The sequence below is a fragment of the Pseudofrankia inefficax genome (assembly GCF_000166135.1).
GTDB lineage: Bacteria > Actinomycetota > Actinomycetes > Frankiales > Frankiaceae > Pseudofrankia > Pseudofrankia inefficax.
In genome coordinates this window covers 6,847,382-6,867,912 of sequence record NC_014666.1, presented here as the reverse complement: position 1 = coordinate 6,867,912, position 20,531 = coordinate 6,847,382, and the positions used below count along the sequence as shown (strand labels likewise).

Sequence of the window (20,531 nt, the reverse complement as noted above, 5' to 3'; positions counted from 1 at the left end):
CTCAGGCCGGCGCCGCGCGCGGTCTCGGCGTCGGTGACAGCGACCAGGTGCCGGCGTCGCCCCAGATCGGGAACAGCGACGGCCCGCCGTCGGGCAGGGTGATCTCCGGGCCGATCCGGCGCAGGCCCATCCGCTCCCACAGGGCGAGGCTGCGCAGGTTCGACGCCTCCGCGTAGACCCCGGCCCCGGCCTCGTTGGCGGCCCGGGCCAGCAGGTTGCTGATCGCGTGGGCATGGCCCTGGGCCTGCGCGCCGGGCCGGACCGCCGCGAACATCACGTGGTAGTGCGCGGGCAGGTCGGCCGGGAGCGCCTCGTCCAGGGCCTGCATGATGATCGCGGCGCGTTCGCCACCCTCGCCACACGCGGTGAACAGGGCGTTCAGGAAGTCGTCCGTCTCGGCCTCGGACAGCGCGGTCGCGCCCGGTGGCGACCAGACCCCGAGCCCCTCGTAGTTCGCCGTCGCGCCGATCTCGCCGCCGTGATCGAGGATCAGCTGGGTGGTCACCCGGAAGAACCCCGCGACGAGCGCGGACCGGTTCGCCAGGTCCCGAGGGAAGTTCCAGGTGAGCACCGGGTCGGACTCGAAGGCCAGGCACAGGGTCTCGACGACCGCCTCGATGTCGGGTCGTCCGGTGCGCAGGTACTCCGCGCTGGTCATGCCGTTCCCTCCGGGATGAGGTCGTCGTCGTGTGGATGGCTGGGCCGGGGGAGGGCCGGCGGGTGGGCGGTGACGGCGGCCGGGGGCGGGGCCCGGTGCGCCGTGACGAGCGCGGCCACCGCGGCGTCCACCGTCGCCGCGTCGGTCTGCCAGTTGCAGACCGACAGCCGCAGCGCCGTGCGCCCCCGCCAGCGGGTCGGGCTCGCCCAGCCCACGCCGCCGCGCTGGAACGCGCCGACGACCGCCTCGGTGTGCGCGTCCTCGGCAGGCGTCTCGTACGCGGCGGGGTCCCAGGCGGCGGCCGCGTCCCGGGGGTCGGGGGAGCGGCCGTGAGGCGGCGGGGTGAACCGGACCAGCACCTGGTTGAGCGTCACCTCGGCGAGGACGGTGACCCCGTCGACGCGGGCCAGCTGGTCGGCCATCCGCCGGGCCAGCGCGCAGCACCGTTCGACCAGCTCCGCGACGCCGTCCGCGCCGAGGTGGCGCAGCGTCGTCCACAGGACCAACGCCCGCGCCCGCCGGGACATCTCCGGGGTGTAGTCCATCGGGTGGCGCACCCCGTCGGAGGCCGACGGGAGGTAGTCGGCCTGGGCGCGCAGCGCGGCCAGGTGCGCGGCCGGGTGGGCGCACAGCGCGATCCCACAGTCGTACGGCACGTTCAGCCACTTGTGCGCGTCGGTGGCCCACGAGTCGGCCCGGTCCAGGCCGGCGAGCCCCGGGACCGTGGCGCGCAGCCGGGGACTGGCCGCGGCCCACATCCCGAACGCCGCGTCCAGGTGCAGCCAGCCGCCGTGGGCATGGGTCAGCTCGGCGACGGCCGCGACCGGGTCGACGGCGCCGGTGTCGACGTTGCCGACCTCGCCGCACACGATCAGCGGGCCGTGGGTCGTCGCCAGCAGGTCGGCGAGGTGGTCCAGGCGCATCCGGCCGGCCTCGTCGGTGTCGACGAGGTGGATCTGCCCGCCGAGGCCGAGCAGCCGGGCCGCCCGGGTGACGGTGACGTGGCAGCCCCGGCTCGCCAGCACCCGCGGCGCCGGCGCGCCGATCAGCCCCGCGGACCCGACGTCCCAGCCGACCGCGGCGAGCACGTGGTGGCGCGCGGCGGCCAGGCCGATCAGGTTCGCCGCGGCGCAGCCGGTCGTGATCCCGACCGACGTGGCCGTAGGCAGGCCGAACAGCTGGGTGAGCCAGCCCGCGACCGTCTCCTCGACCACCGCGGCGGCCGGGCTGGAGACGTGCAGGACCGGGGTCTGGTCCCATATCGAGGTCAGCCATTCCGTCGCGACCGCCACCGGGTAGGCGCCACCGGTCACGAATCCGAAGAACCGGCCCGAGGTCGACGGCGAGAGGCCCGGTTCGGCGGCCGCGATGAATTGTTCCAATACTTCGGTCGAACCCTGTCCGGCGGCGGGCAGGTCTCCACCTAGCTGTGTACGGAGTAGCTGGTGGGCCTCGTGCGTCGAAAGCGGGTGTTTTGTGTCGCGGCCCAGGTAGTCCAGGGCGTGGCGGACGACGATGTCGAAAAGACTGGCCAGTTCATCCTGATTTCGCGCGCGCCACATTCATCCCCCGCTGGTGTAGCCGGGCCGCGACGCGTCGTCACGTGCCGGGCTTTGTTCCCCGAAACGGACGATATACCAGAAGAAGATCGGTTTTTGTGGAATGCGAATGGTCGCGACCGCCGACCGCCGACCGGCGTTCGGCGGTCAGTCCCCGTCCGTGGCCGGGTCCGGGTCTCCGGGCCCGTTGCCGTCCCGGATGGCCGTCTCGATGAGCGTGATGGCCCAGCGCGCCGCGCGGACCGCCCGCTCGCGGTCGAGGTTCCAGGTGCCCATGAGGCGCTCGTGGGTCGGGACGTGCCAGAACATGTCCAGCATGGCGGCCGCGAGCTCGGACTCGCCCGGGGACCAGGTGGTGGCGGCGGCCGTCGACACGGCGGCGACGAGCGCGCCGCGCCGGCGTTCGTCGATGCCGACGAAGGTCGGGTCCTCGTGCGTCGGCGTGGGGGTCGGGAAGGCCGAGAGGTAGTCGAACATCCGGCCGACGACGTCGGCGAAGTTCTCCAGCCGCAGTTCGTCCAGGTCGACGCCGGCCTCCTCCAGGAGCCGGTGCATGACGGTGTCGCGAAGCCGGCGCTCGTTGCCGAAGTAGCGGTAGATCGTGCTCTCGTTGACCTCGGCGCGCCGGGCCAGCTCCCGGATGGTCAGGCCGTCCCAGTCCCAGGTGGGAAACGCGCGCACCATCTCGACGGCGGTGGCCACGATCCGTTCCCGCGTCATCGCGGCCTGCTGGCGGCGCAGCGGGCTCTCGTACGCACGGCGGCTCTCGACCGGCCGGTCGCCCTCGGCCGAGGAGGGTGGCTCCTCCCGCGTCGGCCCTTCCGCCGCCACGAACCACCAGCCCCTTTCTGAACGCCATGGTGGTGGGCCGGCGTGCGCCGGCGGTCGGCGGCCCTTGCCACCGACCTGCCCGACTATGCCCGAAGCAAGAAACGTCAGGCCCTCCTGACGGCTGACATCCGTGCGCAGTGGGCGCGGTCATCCGCTCGCCCGCGCCGACGGTTGCCGCTATATTCGCGCAAGACTTCTCGCACCAATACCCGTTATGCTCGTTTTGCGCCGCTTCGTACGGGCTGGCGCCCGTCGGAGCTCCGGGTCCCTCGGCGACCGGCCTGGAGTTCCGACGGTTCCTGCATAGCCGCCTGGCCCGCCACAGGCGAATGCTGTCGAGCCCGATTTCAGCGCGGGAGCTCCGCCGTGCCCTCGTGCGCCGCCCATGCACCGCCGATGCCAGGACTCCCCACGCCGTTCCTCGGAGATGAAGACCATGAAGAGCCGCTGCTCCCGCGTTCGCAGAGTTCTCAGTGTCGCCGTCGTGCTGTTGGGGTTACCCATGACGGGCTGCGCTGGGTCATCGCATTCGGGCGAGACAACGAGCAGCTCGTCATGCCCGAGTGGAACGCCCGGTGTCACCGCCAACTCCATCAAGATCGGTTTTGTCTATCCCGATACCGGCGGCCCGATCGCCGAGGCATTCCGGCCGGCGCGCAGCGCGGTGGACGCGCGAATCGCGCTGGCGAACGCGAACGGTGGCGTACACGGCCGCAAGATTGACCTGGAATGGCGTGACGACGAGGCGAACACCGGGGCCTTCGCCCTGGCCGCCCACGACCTCGTCGTCCAGGAGGGCGCCTTCGCCCTGATCGCGCAGACGGTGGACCTCGACCAGCCGACCGCGGACTGGCTGCACGCCAGGAACGTGCCGGTGACCGGCCTCGCGACGAGTCCGCTGTGGGGCGAGTACAGCAACCTCTTCCACTTCGGCTCCCTGTTCAACAAGGGCGGCGCGGTGGACACGTTCGGGCGGTACGTGAAGGCGCAGGGCGGGACAAAGGCCCTCGTCGTCTGGGACCCGAGCGCCGAGACGTCCGCGAACCTCGCCATCCAGCTGGCCCCGAGCCTGCAGAGCCAGGGCATCCAGGTCGTCGGCCAGACCACCTACTCCGAGACCGTGTCCAATCCGGCCAAGGTGGCGACGCTGCTGCGCCAGGACGGGGCCGACGCCCTGATCGGCGCGGTTCAGGCCGACGCCTTCATTGACATCTACGCCGCCGCCAAGGCCGCGGGAGTCAAGCTCAACGTCGCGCTCAGCGCCAGCAACTACGGCCCCGCGCAGCTTCGGACCCGTGGCGCCGACATGGCCGGCATGTCGATGACGATGGGATACCGCTCCTATACCGAGAAGTCCCCGGCGATCACGGCCTACGAGCAGGCGGTGGCCGACTACGCGCCGGAACTGATGAACCCGTTCGACGACCTGGCGATCACCTCCTACGTGGCCGCCGACGAGATGGTCCGCGGCCTGGAGCTCGCCGGCGTCTGTCCCACCCGTCAGTCCTTCATCACCAACCTGCGGCAGGTTCACGACTACGACGCGGGCGGCCTGCTCGCGCCGACCGACCTGAGCAGGCCAGCGGACCCGGACGCGTGCTTCAACTTCCTCAAGGTCAGCCCGCAGGGTGACAGCTACGCGCCGGTCCGCGGCAACAGCCCGAGCGGATTCTGGTGTGGGTCGAAGCTGCCTGGTGGCTCCGATACCCTCGCCCCGAGCGCGCCCGCTTCCACCGGGCCGGCGTGACGGCGGCTCGGCCCGCCGAGGGCTCGTCCTGCTGGTGGCCCGGCCTGACGGAGCTCCTCGGGTGGTCCCCGGCCCGGTCGGTTGGCAGACTCGGGCGGTTGCCAGGCTCGCCGGCCGTCGCTATCGTCCGGTGAGATATCGAGGTCGACGTCGACATTGAGCCTCGGCACCGTGCCGACGTCGCCATGGACGGCGGCGGGCGGCAGGCGCGGGCCGACGGCGTCCCGTCGACGACCTCGACCGTGGAGGTGACGTGGGCTTGACCACCGTGGGTGACCTGCTGCGTGAGCGGTCCGACAGCGACGCGGTCGCGCTGCTCATCGGGGACGAGCGCTGGACCTTCCGGCAGCTGGCCGACGAGGCGTCCCGCCGCGTCGCGGTCTTCGAGTCGTTACGGGACGAGGACCGGCCGCCCCATGTCGGTGTCCTGCTCGACAACGTCCCCGACTACCTGTTCTGGCTCGCCGCGGCAGCCCTCTCCGGGTCCGTCGTCGTCGGGATCAACGCCACCTACCGCGGCGACGCGCTGGCCCAGCTGGTGCGCCACACCGACTGCCAGGTTCTCGTCACCTCGCCCGAGTACCGGCCGCTGGTCGAGGGCCTGGACACCGGGGTCAGCGCCGAGCGCACCCTCGTCGTCGGCAGCGACGAGTACGCCGCGCTGCTGGCCGCTGCCCCCGCCGGGGTGCCCGACCGGCCCGTCGCCGAGGACGACCTCTTCCTGTTGATCTTCACCTCCGGCTCCACCGGCCTGCCGAAGGCGGTGCGCTGCACGCAGGGGCGGTTCGCTCGGACCGGCGGCCACGTGGCCCGGGTCGCGGGCCTCAGCGCCGGGGGCGACGGGACCACGGGCGACGTCGTCTACTCGCCGCTGCCGTTCTTCCATTCCAGCTCGCTGTTCACCGGCTGGTCGGCGGCCCTGAACGCCGCGGTCCCGCTCGCGACCCGGCCGAAGTTCTCCGCCTCGGGCACGCTGCCCGACGTGCGCCGCTTCGGCGCGACCATGCTCACCTACACCGGCAAGGTCCTCAACTACATCCTCGCCACCCCCGAACAGGCCGGCGACGCGGACAACCCACTGCGCCTCGCCATCGGCAACGAGGCGTCCGCGCGGGACATCCGGGAGTTCGCCCGCCGGTACGGCAGCACGGTCCGCGACAGCTACGGCTCGACCGAGGGCATCATCATCATCCGCCGGGACCCGTCGATGCCCGACGGCGCGCTCGGCACGGCCGACCCGACGGTCAAGGTGCTCGACCCGGACACGGGCCTGGAGTGCCCGCCGGTGGTGCTCGACGCGCAGGGCCGGCCGGCCAACCTCGACGAGGCCGTCGGCGAGATCGTCGAGACGGCCCCCGCCTCGGGCTTCGAGGGTTACTACAAGAACGAGCACGCGACCCGGGCCCGGTTCCGGGCCGGCGCCTACTGGTCCGGTGACCTCGCCTACCGTGACGCCGACGGCTGGCTGTACTTCGCCGGCCGCTCCAACGAGTGGCTGCGGGTCGACGGTGAGAACTTCGCCGCGGCGCCGGTCGAGGCCATCCTCGCCCGCCATCCCGATGTCCGCTCGGTCGCCGTCTACGCGGTCCCGGACGACCCGGTCGGCGACCGGGTGATGGCGGCGATCGAGCTGCGGGCCGGGGCCGGCTTCGACCCGGCGGCGTTCGACGCCTTCCTGGCCGAGCAGCCCGACCTCGGGCCCAAGTGGGTCCCGGCCTTCGTCCGGGTCACCGACGAGCTGCCGAAGCTGGCCAGCATGAAGATCGACAAGCGTGGCCTGCGCCGGGACGCCTGGCGCCCCGGCCAGGTGCTGTGGCGGCCGGGCAAGGGCGAGAGCCTGCGCCCGCTCGACACCGCCGACCGGGCCCGCCTCGAACCGCTGCTGGGCTGAGGAGCCACGATGACCGTACTCGAGCCGGACGTTCAGCCCGCGTTACTGGCCGACGGTTTCGTCTTCGCGGAGGGCCCGCGCTGGCATGACGGGCGGCTCTGGTTCTCCGACATGCACGGCGAGGCCGTGTACACGGTGACGCTGGCCGGCGAGACCAGCCGGGTCCTGAACCTGCCGGGACGCAAGCCCTCGGGCCTCGGCTTCCTGCCGGACGGGTCGGCGCTGGTGGTCTCGATGGCCGACCGGGAGCTGCTGCGGCTCGCGCCGGACGGGTCCTACGCCGTGCACGCCCGGCTCGGCCACCTCCTCGACGAGGAGCTCAACGACATGGTCGTGGCGGCCGACGGCACCGCCTTCGTCGGCAGCTACTCCCTGACCCCGGACACCGGCGTGCTGCTGCGCGTCACCCCGGACGGCGTGCCCTCGGTCGCCGCGGCGGCCATGAGCTTCCCGAACGGCGCCGTGATCTCGGCGGACGGCCGGACGCTGACGGTCGCCGAGTCCAAGGGCCGGCGGTTCACCGCGTTCGACCTGGACGCCGGCCTGAGCCTGCGGGGCCGCCGGGTCGTCGCCACCACGCCGGACGCGGCCCCGGACGGGATCGCGCTGGACTCGGGCGGCGGCATCTGGGCCGGGTTCCCGCTGGCCCACGAGTTCCGGCGGGTGCTGCCGGGCGGCGAGGTGACCGACCGGATCCCCACCGGCGAGCGGATGGCCATCGCGTGCGCGCTGGGGGGACCGGACGGCCGCACGCTGTTCCTGCTGTCGGCGCGAGACTGGAACTCGGCGGCGCTCGGTGGCGCACGGACGTCCGTCATCGAGACGACCCGGGTCCGGGTCCCCGGCGACGGGCTGGCCTGAGCCGCCGCCCGGCCCGGGGCTCACCGCCGGACCTCGACACCGGGGGAAATGGTCGATTCGTTTTCCTCCGTGGTGCCCGCGCCTCATCTCCGTGATCAGGAAAACGGCCGCACAATTCCGGCCATAATCGCCCCCGTCGCCCTCGACAAGGCGTTGCGCCTGGCCAGAGACTTTGGGCCTTGGTGGCGGGTTCGGTGACGCCTGTCACGCGGCGGGGTGCGGGGCCGATCCCGGTCTGTTCTCCGGCCCGCGCACGCCAGCCGGTCGCGCACCTCGGACGATGCGCCAGAACCGACCAGCCCGGGAAGGGCCATGGGCCACAGCGGGCCATGGGTCACAACGAAGGAGGAGCCGTCTTGGCTCGCCAGCTCGGCAATCGGCACTCTCGGGCGCTCGCGGCGGTGGCTGCTGTGATCGTCACCTCGCTGGTGGCGGCCGGCTGCGCGACGACCGGCGGCAGCTCGTCCAGCACCTCGGGGGCCGCCTGCAACACGCCTGGCTACAGCGCCAACGAGATCCAGCTGGGCTTCATCTACCCCAACTCCGGCGCGGTCGCACCGGCGCTGAGCGCTTCCAAGAGCGGCTTCGACGCGCGGATCGCCGAGGCGAACGCGGCCGGCGGCATCTACGGGCGCAAGATCGTGACGTCTTGGCGCGACGACGCCGGGACGCCGGGACAGAATCTCGAAGCCGCTCAGGACCTGATCGAGCGGCAGAAGGTCTTCGGCCTCGTCGAGGCGACGGTGGCCGCGGGCGGCAGCGCCGAGTACCTGCGCAAGGCCAACGTCCCGGTGTCGGGAATCGCGGCCGAGGCCCTCTGGGCCGATCCCAAGTACCGCAACATGTTCGAGTACTCGTACGTGTTCACCACCGGCCCGTCGGTGACGACCTTCGGCGACTACGCGAAGTCGCAGGGCGGCACCAAGGCGGCCATCATCGAAAGCGATGGCACCGCGAACGCGACCGACATCGGCGCGAAGATCGGCACCAGCCTGGCGGCGGCGGGCATCCCGACCGCGCCCGGCCACTTTCTCTACAGCCCGAACGCCGTTGACCCGGAGAAGCTGGGCGAGCAGCTGAAGGCCGCCCATGTCGACGTCGTGGTCGCCGCGTTCGCCGGTGACCAGCTGGCCGAGCTGGTCCGCGGCATCAAGGCGGGCGGCGCGTCGTTGAAGGTCATTCTCGCGCCGAGCGGCTACGACAGCTCGCTGGTGCGCAAGTACGGCAAGACGCTCAGCGGCCTGACCGCGGCCGTCGCCTACGTCCCGTTCCAGATCGGCGACAAGGCCCACCAGGACTACCTGCGCGCGATGAGCAACTTCGCCCCCGAGCTCCAGCCGCCGGACCAGGAGCTCGCCTTCGTCACCTACATCCTCACCGATCTCTTCCTGTACGGCCTGCAGAAGGCGGGACCGTGCCCGACCCGGGCCGGGTACATCGACGCGCTGCGGGCCAGTACGTACACGTCCGGCCTGCTCCCGGGGCCGGTCGACATGACGAAGGACTTCGGCCAGATCGCCCGCTGCTACACCTTCATGCGGGTGAACGACGCGGGCACCGGCTACGACGTCGTCCCCAGCGCCGAGGCAGGTGCCACCGACCGCAACCAGTGGTGCGGCCAGCGGCTCACCCAGTAGCGAGGTACCCGGCAGGGCCGGCTTGGCTGGCAGTGACGACCCGGCCGGGCCGGCGCCCGGCTACTTGATGCCGGTCGTCGCGATCGAGCTGACGAAGAACCGCTGGCCCGCCAGGAACAGCAGCATCACCGGGAGCTGGCTCATCAGCGTCGCGGCCATGAGCACAGGCCAGTTCGTGAAGTGCTGGCTCTGGAAGGTCGCGAGCCCGATCTGGATCGTCATCGCGTCGGGCGAGGAGGTCACCACCAGGGGCCACAGGAAGTCGTTCCAGACCGTGAGGAAGGTCAGCACGGCCACGGTGCTCAGCGGTGGGCCCATCAACGGCAGCAGCACGCTGCGCAGAATCCGCAGCCGGCTCGCGCCGTCGATGAGCGCGGCCTCCTCCAGCTCGACCGGCAGCGTCAGGAAGAACTGGCGCAGCAGGTAGATCCCGAACGGCGTCACCAGGTTCGGGACGATGAGGGCCGGCAGCGAGTCGACGATCCCGAGGTACTTCACGATGAGCAGCGTCGGGATCATGATGATCTGGAACGGGACCATCAGTGTCGCGAGGATCGCGCCGAAGGCGAGCCGGCTGCCCGGGAAACGCAGGCGCGCGAACGCGTAGCCGGCGAGGCCGCACAGCACCAGGTTGCTCACCACGCAGCTCACCGACACGATCGCGCTGTTGAGCAGCCAGTGGCCGAACGGCGAACCGTCCCAGGCCTTGGCGAAGTTGCCCCACTGCGGCGAGTGCGGCAGGCCCGGCGGGAACCTGCGGGTCTCGTCCACCGTGGACAGCGCCGTTCCCAGCATGAAGAGCAGCGGGAACACCATGACCAGCGACGACGGGATGAGCACGAGATGCCAGCCCGAGGGGCGGCGCCAGTGCCGCCGCCGGGGCGGCGCGGCGATCGTCATGACCGCTCCGCGGACGTGGCATCCCCGGTGAACCGGGACTGCGCCCAGGTGACCAGCGCGATGATCACGAAGAGGACGGTCGCCATCGCGGCGGCATAGCCCGCGTGGAAGAACTCGAAGGCCTGCCGGTAGAGGTAGTAGACGACGACGTTCGTCGCGTTCAACGGGCCGCCGCGGGTCGTCACGAAGATTTCGTCGAAGAGCTGGAGAGCGTTGATCGTCAGCCACACCGTGAGAAAGCCGGTGACCGGCCGCAGCAACGGGACCTGGACCCGCCAGAACGCCCCGGTCTTCGAGCACCCGTCGATCTGCGCGGCCTCCAGGACGTCGCTCGGGGTCCCCTGCAGGCCGGCGAGATAGATCAGCGCGCCGAAGCCGGTCCAGCCCCAGACCGTCATCGCGACGACCGACAGCAGGGCCGCGTGCGGCGAGGAGAAGAATCCCGACGTCGGCAGTCCCAGTTTCGCCAGCGACATGTTGACGAACCCGAACGCCGGGTCGAGCAGCCAGGTGAAGATGACTCCGGTCGCGACCGTCGACGTCACGACCGGAATGAAGAAGGCCAGCCGGTAGACCGAGATCCCGCGAATCCGGCGGTTGAGCGCGGCGGCCGCCAGCAGCGAGAGCAACAGGGTCACCGGCACGAAGATCGCGGTGTAGACGAGCGTGTGGCGGACGGACGCGACGAACAGCGGGTCATGGACGAGCTCGCGATAGTTGGCGAGGCCGGCCGAGGTCGCCGGTGTCTGCAGGTCGCTGTGCTGGAACGACAGCACGAACGACCAGACGACGGGGACCAGCCCGAACACCCCGATCAGCAGGACGCTGGGCGACACCATCGCCCAGCCGACCAGGCCGTCGCCGAGCGACCTGCGCCCCGGCCGCCGTGGCTCGGTGGCCGCCGTGGGCCGTCCCGGCGGCGTCCGGCCGGGCAGCATGGTGCGCCGCGGCACCCGGGAGCGCGGGCTGGCGGACCCGCGCTCCCGAATCCAGCCGGCGGAGCTCACGAGTGACCGGCCAGGGCGGCCGCCACCTGCTTGTTCGCGGCGTCCAGCGCTGCCTGCGGCTGTGCCTGCCCGAGCAGCACGGACTGCACCATCTGCCCGATCGCGGTCGACACCTGCGCGTACGTGGGGATGTTCGGGCGCACGTGCTTGACGTTGTCGAGGTTCTCGACGAACACCTTGTCGCCCGGGTACTTCTGCAGATACGTCTGGTATTCGGGAAGCGTCGTCTCCGACTTGCGCAGCGGCAGGTCGCCCGTCGCGATGGCGAACTGCAGATGCACCTTCGGCGAGGTCAGCCAGGTGATGAAGTCGATCGCCGCCTGCTGGCGCGGCGCGGAGTGGTCGAACAGCATGTAGATGTCCGGCCCGGAGATCGTCTCGTGGTTGCCGTTGTAACCCGGCAGGAGGGTCACGCCGTAGCTGACATCGGACGTGATGCTGGACAGGTCCCAGGGTCCGGTCCACAGCATCGCGATCTTTCCGCTGTTGAACAGGTTGAGATAGTTCTGGTTGCCGGTGTCCAGGTACACGGACTTGTCGGTGACGGTCATGTCCCGCAGCTGCGTCAGCGCGGCGAGCCCGGCGGGGGAGTCGAACGCGGCCTTGCTGTTGTCGCTGGTGAGCAGGTCGCCACCGGCCTGCCAGAGCATCGCGAGATACCGCCAGACGGTGTCCTCGCTGCCGTCGTTCACGTAGGACCAGCCGTAGGTGCCGTTACCCGCGTTGGTGAGCTTCTTCGCCGCCGCGCGGAAGTCCTGCCAGGTCCAGGAGTCGGTGGGCGGCGCGACGCCGGCCTGGTCGAACAGCTTCTTGTTGTAGACGAGGCTGAGGTTGTCGACCAGGGCCGGGATTCCCACGATCTTCCCGTTGACCGTCGTGGCGTCCCGCTCGGACGGGTAGAAGTCGTTCCAGTCGACGCCGGGCGCGGTCACCTTGGCGGTCAGGTCGACCAGCTTCGGCTGTTTGGCCAGCTGGGCGGCCGAGGAGCCGTACTGGTACGCGATGTCGGGATAGTTGCCGGCGGTGAAGCCCGCGACGGTCTTCTGGAGTGCGTTGTCGTTCCCGCCGTTGAACGAGAGCTTCACCTTGCTCGTCGGGTGGTCGGTGTTCCACTGGGCGGCCAGCGTGTTCAGCTCCGTCGCCTCGGCATCGGTGTAGCCGTGCGTCAGCGTGATGGTGGTGCCCCCGCTGTCGCTCCCGCCCCCGCCGCAGGCGCCGACCACCGCGGCCACGAGCAGGGAGCTCGCCGCCAGTGCGCCTCTTCGTCGCCCTCGCGCGCTGATCCAGGAATGGGCTGCGGTGCGGGAAGCCGTCATCCGGCGCTCCTCGGTCGACATGGCTGGATGAAAAACGCGCACGATCGATCAAACTTGGTGCGCAGTGTTGCACTTAGGCGCTAAACGGGTCAAGACGTGTGAGCAAACGTGCACCGAGCTGCGCGTATCGTGCAGGCATGCGCCGCGAAGACCGACTTGGGATCATCCTCCAGCGGCTCAACGAGGCCGGCTCGGTGGGCGTCGACGAGCTCGCGGAGCGCCTCAACCTGTCGCGCGCCTCGATCCGCCGTGACCTGCACCTGCTGGAGCAGCAGCAGCTCCTGACCAGGACCCACGGCGGAGCCGTCGCCTCCGGCGTGCTGTACGAGCTGCCGATGCGCTACCGGGGCGGGCAGCGTCACGAGGCGAAGCGCGCAATCGCGCAGCGCGTCGCGAGCCTGCTCGGCGACGACGTCACCTCACTGGGCATCAACGGCGGCTCGACCACGACCGAGGTCGCCCGGATGATCGCTTCACGGGCGGGGCTGCGGGTGGTGACGAGCGCGCTCAACATCGCCTCGGAGCTCGCCGTCCGCTCGAACATCGAGCTCGTGGTGTGTGGCGGCAGCGTGCGCGGTGAGTCCTACGAGCTCGTCGGACCGCTGGCCGACCTGACACTGTCCAACATCAACGTCGACGTCGCCGTCGTGGGAGTCGACGGCGTCGACGCGCACGCCGGGTTCACCACCCACCACGAGGTCGAGGCCTACACCAACCGGGCCCTGCTGCGCTCGGCCGAGCGCGTCATCGTGGTGGCGGACTCCAGCAAGATCGGCAAGCGCGGCTTCGCGAAGATCAGCGAGATCGCCGCCGCCGCGGACCTGGTCACCGACTCGGGTATCGGCGCGGACGATCTCGCCGCCCTCGAACGCCTCGGCCCGACCGTCCACGTCGTGGAGGTCGCCCCCTAGCCAGGCGCGGCCCTTCGGCTGCCGCCGCGCCGCGGCACCGGCCTTGATCGCCGTTTCAGCCCTGAGGTGGTCGTGACCAGGCCGTTCTTACGACCACCCGAGGGCTGAAACGCCGATCACGGGCACCTAGGTGGGTGGTGCGGGCCGCCAGGGAGGCAGCTCAGGAGGACGGGTTGCCGAGGCGTTCGCGGAGGGGGGCTGGCAGGCGGTCGCCGTGCGCGGCGACCATCTCGTCGGCCAGGCGCCAGATCTCGGCGACGGTCAGGGTCGCCGCGGTGTTGGGGTCGGCCATCAGCGCGTGGCGGATGTGGTCGGGCCGGCCGAGCATCGCGGCCCGCACGGTCAGGTCGACCACAGACAGAAACGTCCGGTTGAGCGCGGCGCACTGCGCGGGCAGGTCCCCGACCGGGACCGGAACCGCGCCGGCCGCGTCGATGCGGCAGGGAACCTCGACCGCCGCCCCGCGCGGCAGGTTGTCGATGAGCAGCCCTGCCGGCCCCGGGAGTACCGGATCCCCGGCGTTCCCAGGAGCCTCGTTGCGGACCGTCGCCTGGATCGTGCGGGCGGTCCCGGTGACCATGCTGTGGATCACCTGCGGGGCATACTCGGCGGCCTCCTCCTCCGGCTCGACGTACTGGCCGGCGGCCACCGCGGGCATCAGCGCCTCGACGTCCTCCAGGTTGCGGGCGCTGATCCCGACGTAGTCGTCGATCGGGATGCGCAGCCGCTCGATCTCGGCCGGCTCGTGCAGATACCAGGGGACGTACTCGGCCGAGTGCTCGCTGGTCTCGGTCGGGTAGAAGCCCAGCCGGCGGTACATGTCGACCCGGACCCGGCGGGCCAGTTCGGGGTCCGTGGCGATGCGGCGGTCGAGCTCCGGGTAGAGGTCCACCCCGTCCCGCTCCCAGCGCAGCACCCAGGCCTGGTGGTTGACCCCGGCGCTGTGGAACGACACGTCGTCGAACGGCACGTCGATCAGCTCGCAGAGGTCGTGCACCGTCCAGTAGACGGAGTGGCACAGCCCGAGGACCTTCAGCTCCGGGTGGCGGGTCGCGGCGAACTGGATGTTCATCGCCATCGGGTTGGTGTAGTTCAGCAGCCAGGCGTCCGGGGCCTCGGCCAGCATGTCCGTCGCCAGCTCGTCGAGGAATCCGAAGGTCCGCAGCCCGCGGAAGATCCCGCCGGCCCCCAGCGTGTCGGCGATCGTCTGGCGCAGCCCGAACCGGGCCGGGACCTCGAAGTCGGTCAGGGTCGCCGCGTGGCCGCCGATGTTGACCGCGTTGATGACGAAGTCGGCGCCGCTCACCGCCGCCGCGCGGTCCTGGGTAGCCCGGATCGTGGCTGGGCGCCCGTGCCGCTCGACCGCGACGCGCGCCAGGCCCTCCGCGAGTTCCAGCCGGCGCGGGTCGACGTCGTGCAGGACGAGCGTCAGCGGCCCGAGATCGTCGTAGGTCAACAGGTCGCGCAGCAGCTGCCGGGTGAACTCGGCCGATCCGGCGCCGACGAAGCAGACGGTGGTCACGCGGCGAGCATTGCATGCACGGGCGCCAAAAGGACAGGATCAATCATCTTTTCTGAGCGTTTGTGGACACAGTGGACCGCTTGGGACAGACTGGCGCCATGTCCGACGACGGCCCTGGCGCACCACGCCTGGGGGCACAAGGCGTAGGGGCACAGCGCGTGCTCGTCGTCGGAGACCTGAACCCCGACCTGGTCCTGCAGGGCGACGTCGTCCCTCGGTTCGGCCAGGCCGAGCAGCTGCTCGACACCGCGGCGCTGGTCGTCGGCGGCTCCGCCGGGATCACCGCCCACGGCCTGGCCCGGCTCGGGCGCCCGGTGGCTCTCGCCGCGGCGATCGGCGCGGACGGCTTCGGCGCGACGATGACGAGCACGCTGGCGAGGGCCGGGGTGGACACGAGCGCGCTGGTCATCCGGCCCGACCAGCCGACCGGCCTGACCGTCGTCCTGTCGACCGGTCCCGACCGCGCGATCCTCACGCTGCCCGGCACGATCCCGACGCTGACGGCCGCCGAGGTCCTGGCCGTCGCGCGCCGGCTGGTGCCGGCCGGCCTCGGACACGTCCACGTCTGCTCGCTCTTCCTGCAGCCGGGGCTGGCCGCCGGGCTCGCCGACCTGCTCGCCGAGCTGCGGTCGGCCGGCGTGACCACCTCGCTGGACACCAACGACGACCCGACCGGAGCCTGGGCCGGCGTCGGGCGCCTGCTCGGCCACCTAGACCTGCTGCTGCCGAACCGCCGTGAGGCGCTCGCCCTCGCGCGCGCCGCCGGAGCGGCCGGGCCGGACCTCGACCTCACCGCCGCCTGCCGCCTGCTCGCCGGCCACGGCCCGCTCGTCGTCGTGAAGGACGGCGACCAGGGGGCCCGCGCGATCGGCGCCGAGGGTGAGCTCGCCAGCGCGCCGGCCGTTCCGACGGTGCCGGTGGACGCCACCGGCGCCGGCGACACGTTCAACGCCGCGTTCCTCGACGCCTGGATGCGGTCGTTGCCGATCCCCGAATGCCTGCGGCGCGGGGTCGTCGCCGGCTCCCGCTCGGTCCGCGCCGTGGGCGGCACAGCGGCCCAACCCACCCTCGACCAGCTGGTCGACGACCGAAGGGCACTACGACCGTGACCACCTCACACGCCGGCCGCGAGATCGCCCGACAGCCCCTCGCCTGGGCGCAGGCCCGCGAACGGCTCCCCGAGGTCGCCGGACTGCTGCCCCAGCCCGGCGAGCGCGTCGCCGTCCTCGGGTGCGGCACCTCCTGGTTCATGGCCGCCGCCTACGCCGCGCTGCGCGAGGCGGCCGGCGCCGGCGAGACCGACGCGTTCGCCGCCGGGCAGTGGCCCGCCGGCCGCGCCTACGACCGGGTCGTCGCCATCACCCGGTCCGGCACGACCACCGAGGTCGTGCGCGCGATCGGGGCGGCCGAGGCGCCCGTCACCGTCCTCACCGCCGTCGCGGACTCGCCAGCCGCGGCCGGGGCCGGCGCCGCGATCGTGCTGGACTTCGCCGACGAGGTGTCCGTCGTGCAGACCGTGTTCGCCACCACGACGCTGACGCTGCTGCGCGCGTCGCTCGGCCAGCCCGCCGAGCCCGCCGCCGCGCAGGCCCAGGGCATCCTCGACGGCGCGAACAGCCTGCCCCCCGCGGTCGACGCGGCCCGGCAGTTCACCTTCGTCGGCGCCGGGTGGTGCGCCGCGATCGCGAGCGAGGCGGCGCTGAAGCTCCGCGAGACCACCCGCCTCTGGACGGAGAGCTACCCGCAGCTGGAGTACCGGCACGGGCCGATCTCGATCGCCGAGCCCGGACGGGTGGTCTGGATCTTCGGCGAGCCGGTGCCGGGCCTGGTCCGCGACATCGAGGCCACCGGCGCGACGGTCGTCAACGACGACCTCGACCCGCTCGCCGACCTCGTCCGGGTCCAGCTGCTCGGCGTGCGACTGGCGCAGCGGCAGGGGTTCGACCCGGACCAGCCGCGTCACCTGACCCGGTCGGTCATCCTCGCCCCGGCCGGCGCCACGCCGTGATCCTCTGCGTCTCGGCCAGTCCGGCGCTCGACGTCACCTACCGCGTCGAGCGACTGACCGTCGGCGCCACCAACCGGATCCGGGAGACGGCGCGCCGGGCGGGCGGCAAGGCCACCAACGTCGCGCGGCTCCTGGTCCTGCTCGGTCAGGACGCCCGGCTGCTCACCACCGCTGGCGGCGAGACCGGGGCCGAGCTGGCCGCCGGCCTGAGCAGGCTCGGCGTCGGCCACGACCTGGTGCCCACCACCAGCGCGACCCGGCGGACCTTCGCCCTCGTCGACGAGACCACCGACACGGTCACGCTGCTCAACGAGCCGGCGCTGGTGGACGACTGGCCGCGGTTCGTCGCCCGGGCGGCCGAACTGATCCCGAGCGCCGAGGTCGTCGTGCTCAGCGGGTCGCTGCCCGCCGACGCGCCGGTCGACGGCCTCGCGCGGCTGACCAGCCTCGCCCGCGGCCACGGCCGGCCGGTCGTCCTCGACGCCAGCGGTCCCGCGCTGCTCGCCGCGCTCGCGGCGCGCCCGACCGTCGTCAAGCCGAACGCCGACGAGCTGCGCGACTGCGCCGACGAGAGCGATCCGGTCCTCGCGGCCCGCGCGGTGGCGGACCGCTTCGGCGTCCTGGTCGTCGCCTCGCTCGGCGCCGACGGCCTGGTCGCGGTCGCGGGCGACACCGCCTGGCGGGCCAGGCCACGGCGACGGCTGACCGGCAATCCCACCGGCGCCGGGGACGCGGTCGTCGCCGCGCTCGCCCGCGGCCTGCGCGCCGGCACGGCGCTCGGGCCGCTGCTGGCCGACTGCGTCGCGCTCGCCGCGGCCGCCGTGCTCTCACCCACCGCCGGCGAGTTCGAGGCCGCCGACTACCAGCGGGAGTCCGTCGACGTGATCTCCGAGACCCTCGGCCGGGCCGGCCGATGACCATCGCCAGCACGGGCGACCTGGTCGCCGCCGCCGCCGCGCGCGGCAGTGGCGTGGCCGCCTTCAACGTCATCACGCTGGAGCACGCCGAGGCCATCGCCCGCGCCGCCGAGATCCGCCAGACGCCTGTGATCCTCCAGATCAGCCAGAACGCGGTCGCCTTCCACGGCGGGCAGGTCGTCCCGATCGCCGCCGCCGCCGGCGCGGTGGCCGGGCTCGCGGCCGTTCCGATCGCCCTGCACCTGGACCACGTCACCGAGGACCGACTCGTCGACACGGCGGCCTGGGCCGGGTTCAGTTCCCTGATGTACGACGGCGGCCCGCTGCCCTACCGGGACAACGTCGAACGCACCCGCCGGGCCAGGCAGGCCGCGCAGGCCGCCGGGCTCTGGGTCGAGGCGGAGCTCGGCTACGTCGGCGGCAAGCCGGACGCCCCACGCGGCGCCCACGAACCGGGAGTGCGGACCGACCCGGACGAGGCCGAGCGGTTCGTCGAGGAGACGGGCGTCGACGCGCTGGCCGTCGCCGTCGGCAGCTCGCACGCCATGACGTCGCGGTCCGCGGTCCTGGACCTGCCGCTGATCGAGAAGCTGCGCGCCCGGCTGCCCGTGCCGCTGGTGCTGCACGGCTCGTCCGGCGTGCCGGGCGAGACGCTGCGCGCCGCGGTGGCCGCCGGGATCAGCAAGGTCAACATCGGCACCGCGCTGAACGTCGCCATGACGGGCGCCATACGGCGGGCGCTCGCCGACAACCCCGCAGGCGTCGATCCGCGGCCCTACCTGGCGACCGCCCGCGACGAGATCACGGCGACCGTGCTGGAGCTGCTGTCCGTCGTCTCGGGAGCCGCTGGCTGATCATCGGGCGGGTGCCGGTCGGTAACCGGGCCGCGCCCCACCCAAAGGGCTGTCCGATCGACGTCAGCGGGTTCGGCCCGAGACCGGCTGAGGTAGCGTGCGGGCGCGAAGGGGTACGTCCTCTCGCGGGCGGATTGCCCAGTGCTGGTCGGAATGGTGGTCGGTGGCGACTTCCGTGGGACATCTGCGTTCCCTCGGCCCGGGGGACCCCGCGACGGTCGGCCCGTACGTCCTTCGCGCGCTGATCGGCGAGGGCGGGATGGGCCGGGTCTTCCTGGCGCGCTCGCCGGCGGGCCGGTCGGTCGCGGTCAAGGTCGTGCACCCGGAGCTGGCGGACGACCCGCTGTTCCGCCGGCGGTTCAGCCGGGAGGTGACGGTGGCCCGCCGGGTCGCCAGCGCCTACACCGCGCCGGTCCTGGACGCAGACCCGGACGGCCCGCTGCCCTGGCTCGCCACCCTGTACGTCCCGGGCCCGTCGCTGCGTGAGGCGGTCGAACAGGCCGGCCCGCTGTCGCCCGACGCCTGCCTGACGTTGGGCGCGGGGATGCTGGAGGCGATGGGCGCCGTGCACCTGGCCGGCATCGCGCACCGGGATCTCAAGCCCAGCAACGTGCTGCTCGCCGTCGACGGCCCCAGGCTGATCGACTTCGGGATCGCCCGGTCGGCCGGCCAGACGGCGCTGACCCGCTCCGGCCAGGTGTTCGGCACGGCCGCCTACATGTCGCCCGAGCAGGCCGCGGGTGAGGAGGTCGGGCCGGCGTCCGACGTCTTCTCGTTCGCCGCGGTGCTCATCTTCGCGGCGACCGGACGCGACCCGTTCGGCCCCGGCGACCCGGCCGCCGTGCTGTTCCGGGTGGTGCACGACGAGCCCGATCTCGACGGCGTGCCCGGCCGGCTGCTCGACCTGATCCGGCCCTGCCTTGTGAAGGACCCGGCCGGCCGCCCCGCCGTGGGCCGGCTGCTGGCCGGGTTCGCGGCCCACCGTGGCCAGGCGCCGCTGGCCTGGCCGCCGGCTGTCGTCCGGCTGGTCCGAGAGCGGGAGGCCGAGGTCGCGTCCTGGCCCCTGCCGCCCGTGAGCGCAGGACCGTCCGCCTCAGGCCCGCCGGCCGCCGGGCCCGGCCAGGGCGTGCTCGTCGCGACCCGGGTCGAGCCCGAGCGCCCGGCCCTCCCCGCTCCCGTGCTCCCTGCGCCTGCGTTCCCCGGTCCGGTGGTCGGCTCGGCCGTGGCGGTCCCGAGCTTCCCGCGCGCCCCGGTGCCGGGGCCACGTCCACCCGGCCTCGCGCGGACGCGGATCGGGCCTCCCGATGACGACGAGTCGTTCGTGTTCGTCGGCCGGCGCTGGTCCCACCTCGTGACCGGGATTCCGGTGCTCCTGCTCGCGCTCGTCGCTCTGCTCGCGGCGCTCGCCTGTCTCGCCGGCAGCGTGAACCCGGCCCAGACACCCTCGGCCCGGACGGGCAGCCTCTGCGTCGGGGTGGCGCTCGCGTTCGTCGTCGCCGCCTGCCTGCGGCGCGGGCTGTGGCGGCTGCGGCTCGGGATCGCCCCGCCGCGGCTCGCGGTCACGCCCGGCGGGCTGCGCGCCGACGCGGGTGGGCGCAGCTACGACATCCCGTGGGCGCAGCTTCGTGGCGCCCAGATCGTCCGGCTGGGCCAGCGTGACGTCGTCGCGGCCTGGCCGACCCCGCAGTGGACGGTGCGCACGCCGCACGTCGACCGCCAGACCTGGTGGCTGCCCAACGACCGGTACCGCTGCATCTGGCGGAACCCGGCGATCCGCTGCGACGTCCTGTTCGACACCCGGATGCTCTACCCGACGAGCCCGCACCAGGTCGCCACGGCGATCGGCCTGCAGGCGCACCGGCATGCCGGCCGCCGACGCTGACCGTCGCGGTGGCTGAGGCCCTGAGATCGT

At 72.5% G+C, this 20,531-nt stretch carries 17 protein-coding genes; 10 read left to right on the top strand and 7 right to left on the bottom strand.

Going from position 1 to position 20,531, the window contains the following annotated elements; all coding sequences use genetic code 11:
* Position 1: 1 nt before the first annotated feature.
* From FRAEUI1C_RS27835 to FRAEUI1C_RS27825, 3 genes are all read right to left on the bottom strand, one after another.
* Complete coding sequence (locus FRAEUI1C_RS27835) at positions 2-658, bottom strand: N-acetyltransferase (RefSeq protein WP_013426704.1); 657 nt, start codon at positions 656-658, stop codon at positions 2-4.
* Positions 655-2,220: a pyridoxal phosphate-dependent decarboxylase family protein gene (locus FRAEUI1C_RS27830; protein ID WP_013426703.1), complete on the bottom strand. Its 1,566-nt coding sequence runs from the start codon at positions 2,218-2,220 to the stop codon at positions 655-657. The genes FRAEUI1C_RS27835 and FRAEUI1C_RS27830 overlap by 4 nt, the downstream gene beginning before the upstream one ends.
* A gap of 144 nt (positions 2,221-2,364) precedes the next feature.
* On the bottom strand, positions 2,365-3,048 hold the full coding sequence (locus FRAEUI1C_RS27825; protein WP_013426702.1) for a TetR/AcrR family transcriptional regulator: 684 nt from the start codon (positions 3,046-3,048) through the stop codon (positions 2,365-2,367).
* A gap of 385 nt (positions 3,049-3,433) precedes the next feature.
* Here FRAEUI1C_RS27825 and FRAEUI1C_RS27820 point away from each other — a divergent pair, with 385 nt between their 5' ends.
* From FRAEUI1C_RS27820 to FRAEUI1C_RS27805, 4 genes are all read left to right on the top strand, one after another.
* Positions 3,434-4,795 carry an ABC transporter substrate-binding protein gene (locus tag FRAEUI1C_RS27820; RefSeq protein ID WP_368411128.1) on the top strand — a complete coding sequence of 454 codons (1,362 nt, stop codon included), beginning with the start codon at positions 3,434-3,436 and terminating at the stop codon, positions 4,793-4,795.
* 253 nt (positions 4,796-5,048) lie between these two features.
* Positions 5,049-6,686 carry an AMP-binding protein gene (locus tag FRAEUI1C_RS27815; protein ID WP_013426700.1) on the top strand — a complete coding sequence of 546 codons (1,638 nt, stop codon included), beginning with the start codon at positions 5,049-5,051 and terminating at the stop codon, positions 6,684-6,686.
* A gap of 9 nt (positions 6,687-6,695) precedes the next feature.
* The gene (locus FRAEUI1C_RS27810; RefSeq protein ID WP_013426699.1) at positions 6,696-7,547 is read left to right on the top strand and encodes an SMP-30/gluconolactonase/LRE family protein; all 852 of its coding nucleotides are present in this window, start codon (positions 6,696-6,698) and stop codon (positions 7,545-7,547) included.
* 356 nt (positions 7,548-7,903) lie between these two features.
* On the top strand, positions 7,904-9,184 hold the full coding sequence (locus tag FRAEUI1C_RS27805; RefSeq protein WP_013426698.1) for an ABC transporter substrate-binding protein: 1,281 nt from the start codon (positions 7,904-7,906) through the stop codon (positions 9,182-9,184).
* A gap of 60 nt (positions 9,185-9,244) precedes the next feature.
* Here the strand turns inward: FRAEUI1C_RS27805 and FRAEUI1C_RS27800 are convergent, their stop codons facing one another.
* Genes FRAEUI1C_RS27800 through FRAEUI1C_RS27790 form a run of 3 tightly spaced genes read right to left on the bottom strand, consistent with a single transcriptional unit; the run spans position 9,245 to position 12,407 of the window.
* A complete protein-coding gene (locus FRAEUI1C_RS27800; RefSeq protein ID WP_013426697.1) occupies positions 9,245-10,084 on the bottom strand; it encodes a carbohydrate ABC transporter permease in 840 nt (279 codons plus the stop codon).
* Positions 10,081-11,091 carry a carbohydrate ABC transporter permease gene (locus FRAEUI1C_RS27795; RefSeq protein ID WP_013426696.1) on the bottom strand — a complete coding sequence of 337 codons (1,011 nt, stop codon included), beginning with the start codon at positions 11,089-11,091 and terminating at the stop codon, positions 10,081-10,083. Before FRAEUI1C_RS27795 ends, FRAEUI1C_RS27800 begins: the two co-directional genes overlap by 4 nt.
* Complete coding sequence (locus tag FRAEUI1C_RS27790) at positions 11,088-12,407, bottom strand: ABC transporter substrate-binding protein (RefSeq protein ID WP_013426695.1); 1,320 nt, start codon at positions 12,405-12,407, stop codon at positions 11,088-11,090. The genes FRAEUI1C_RS27795 and FRAEUI1C_RS27790 overlap by 4 nt, the downstream gene beginning before the upstream one ends.
* Positions 12,408-12,544: 137 nt before the next feature.
* Between FRAEUI1C_RS27790 and FRAEUI1C_RS27785 the strand changes: the two genes are divergently transcribed.
* Positions 12,545-13,318, top strand: a complete 774-nt coding sequence (locus tag FRAEUI1C_RS27785; protein WP_013426694.1) for a DeoR/GlpR family DNA-binding transcription regulator — start codon at positions 12,545-12,547, stop codon at positions 13,316-13,318.
* Between the two features lie 160 nt (positions 13,319-13,478).
* Here the strand turns inward: FRAEUI1C_RS27785 and melA are convergent, their stop codons facing one another.
* The gene (gene melA / locus FRAEUI1C_RS27780) at positions 13,479-14,840 is read right to left on the bottom strand and encodes an alpha-galactosidase (RefSeq protein ID WP_013426693.1); all 1,362 of its coding nucleotides are present in this window, start codon (positions 14,838-14,840) and stop codon (positions 13,479-13,481) included.
* A gap of 158 nt (positions 14,841-14,998) precedes the next feature.
* Between melA and FRAEUI1C_RS27775 the strand changes: the two genes are divergently transcribed.
* From FRAEUI1C_RS27775 to FRAEUI1C_RS27755, 5 genes are all read left to right on the top strand, one after another.
* On the top strand, positions 14,999-15,949 hold the full coding sequence (locus FRAEUI1C_RS27775) for a carbohydrate kinase family protein (protein ID WP_013426692.1): 951 nt from the start codon (positions 14,999-15,001) through the stop codon (positions 15,947-15,949).
* A complete protein-coding gene (locus FRAEUI1C_RS27770) occupies positions 15,946-16,848 on the top strand; it encodes an SIS domain-containing protein (protein WP_013426691.1) in 903 nt (300 codons plus the stop codon). Before FRAEUI1C_RS27775 ends, FRAEUI1C_RS27770 begins: the two co-directional genes overlap by 4 nt.
* Positions 16,845-17,765: a 1-phosphofructokinase family hexose kinase gene (locus FRAEUI1C_RS27765; RefSeq protein WP_013426690.1), complete on the top strand. Its 921-nt coding sequence runs from the start codon at positions 16,845-16,847 to the stop codon at positions 17,763-17,765. The genes FRAEUI1C_RS27770 and FRAEUI1C_RS27765 overlap by 4 nt, the downstream gene beginning before the upstream one ends.
* A complete protein-coding gene (locus FRAEUI1C_RS27760) occupies positions 17,762-18,619 on the top strand; it encodes a class II fructose-bisphosphate aldolase (RefSeq protein WP_013426689.1) in 858 nt (285 codons plus the stop codon). Before FRAEUI1C_RS27765 ends, FRAEUI1C_RS27760 begins: the two co-directional genes overlap by 4 nt.
* Before the next feature lie 163 nt (positions 18,620-18,782).
* Positions 18,783-20,501, top strand: coding sequence for a serine/threonine-protein kinase (locus FRAEUI1C_RS27755; RefSeq protein WP_232425142.1), 1,719 nt, complete (start codon positions 18,783-18,785; stop codon positions 20,499-20,501).
* Positions 20,502-20,531 lie beyond the last annotated feature (30 nt).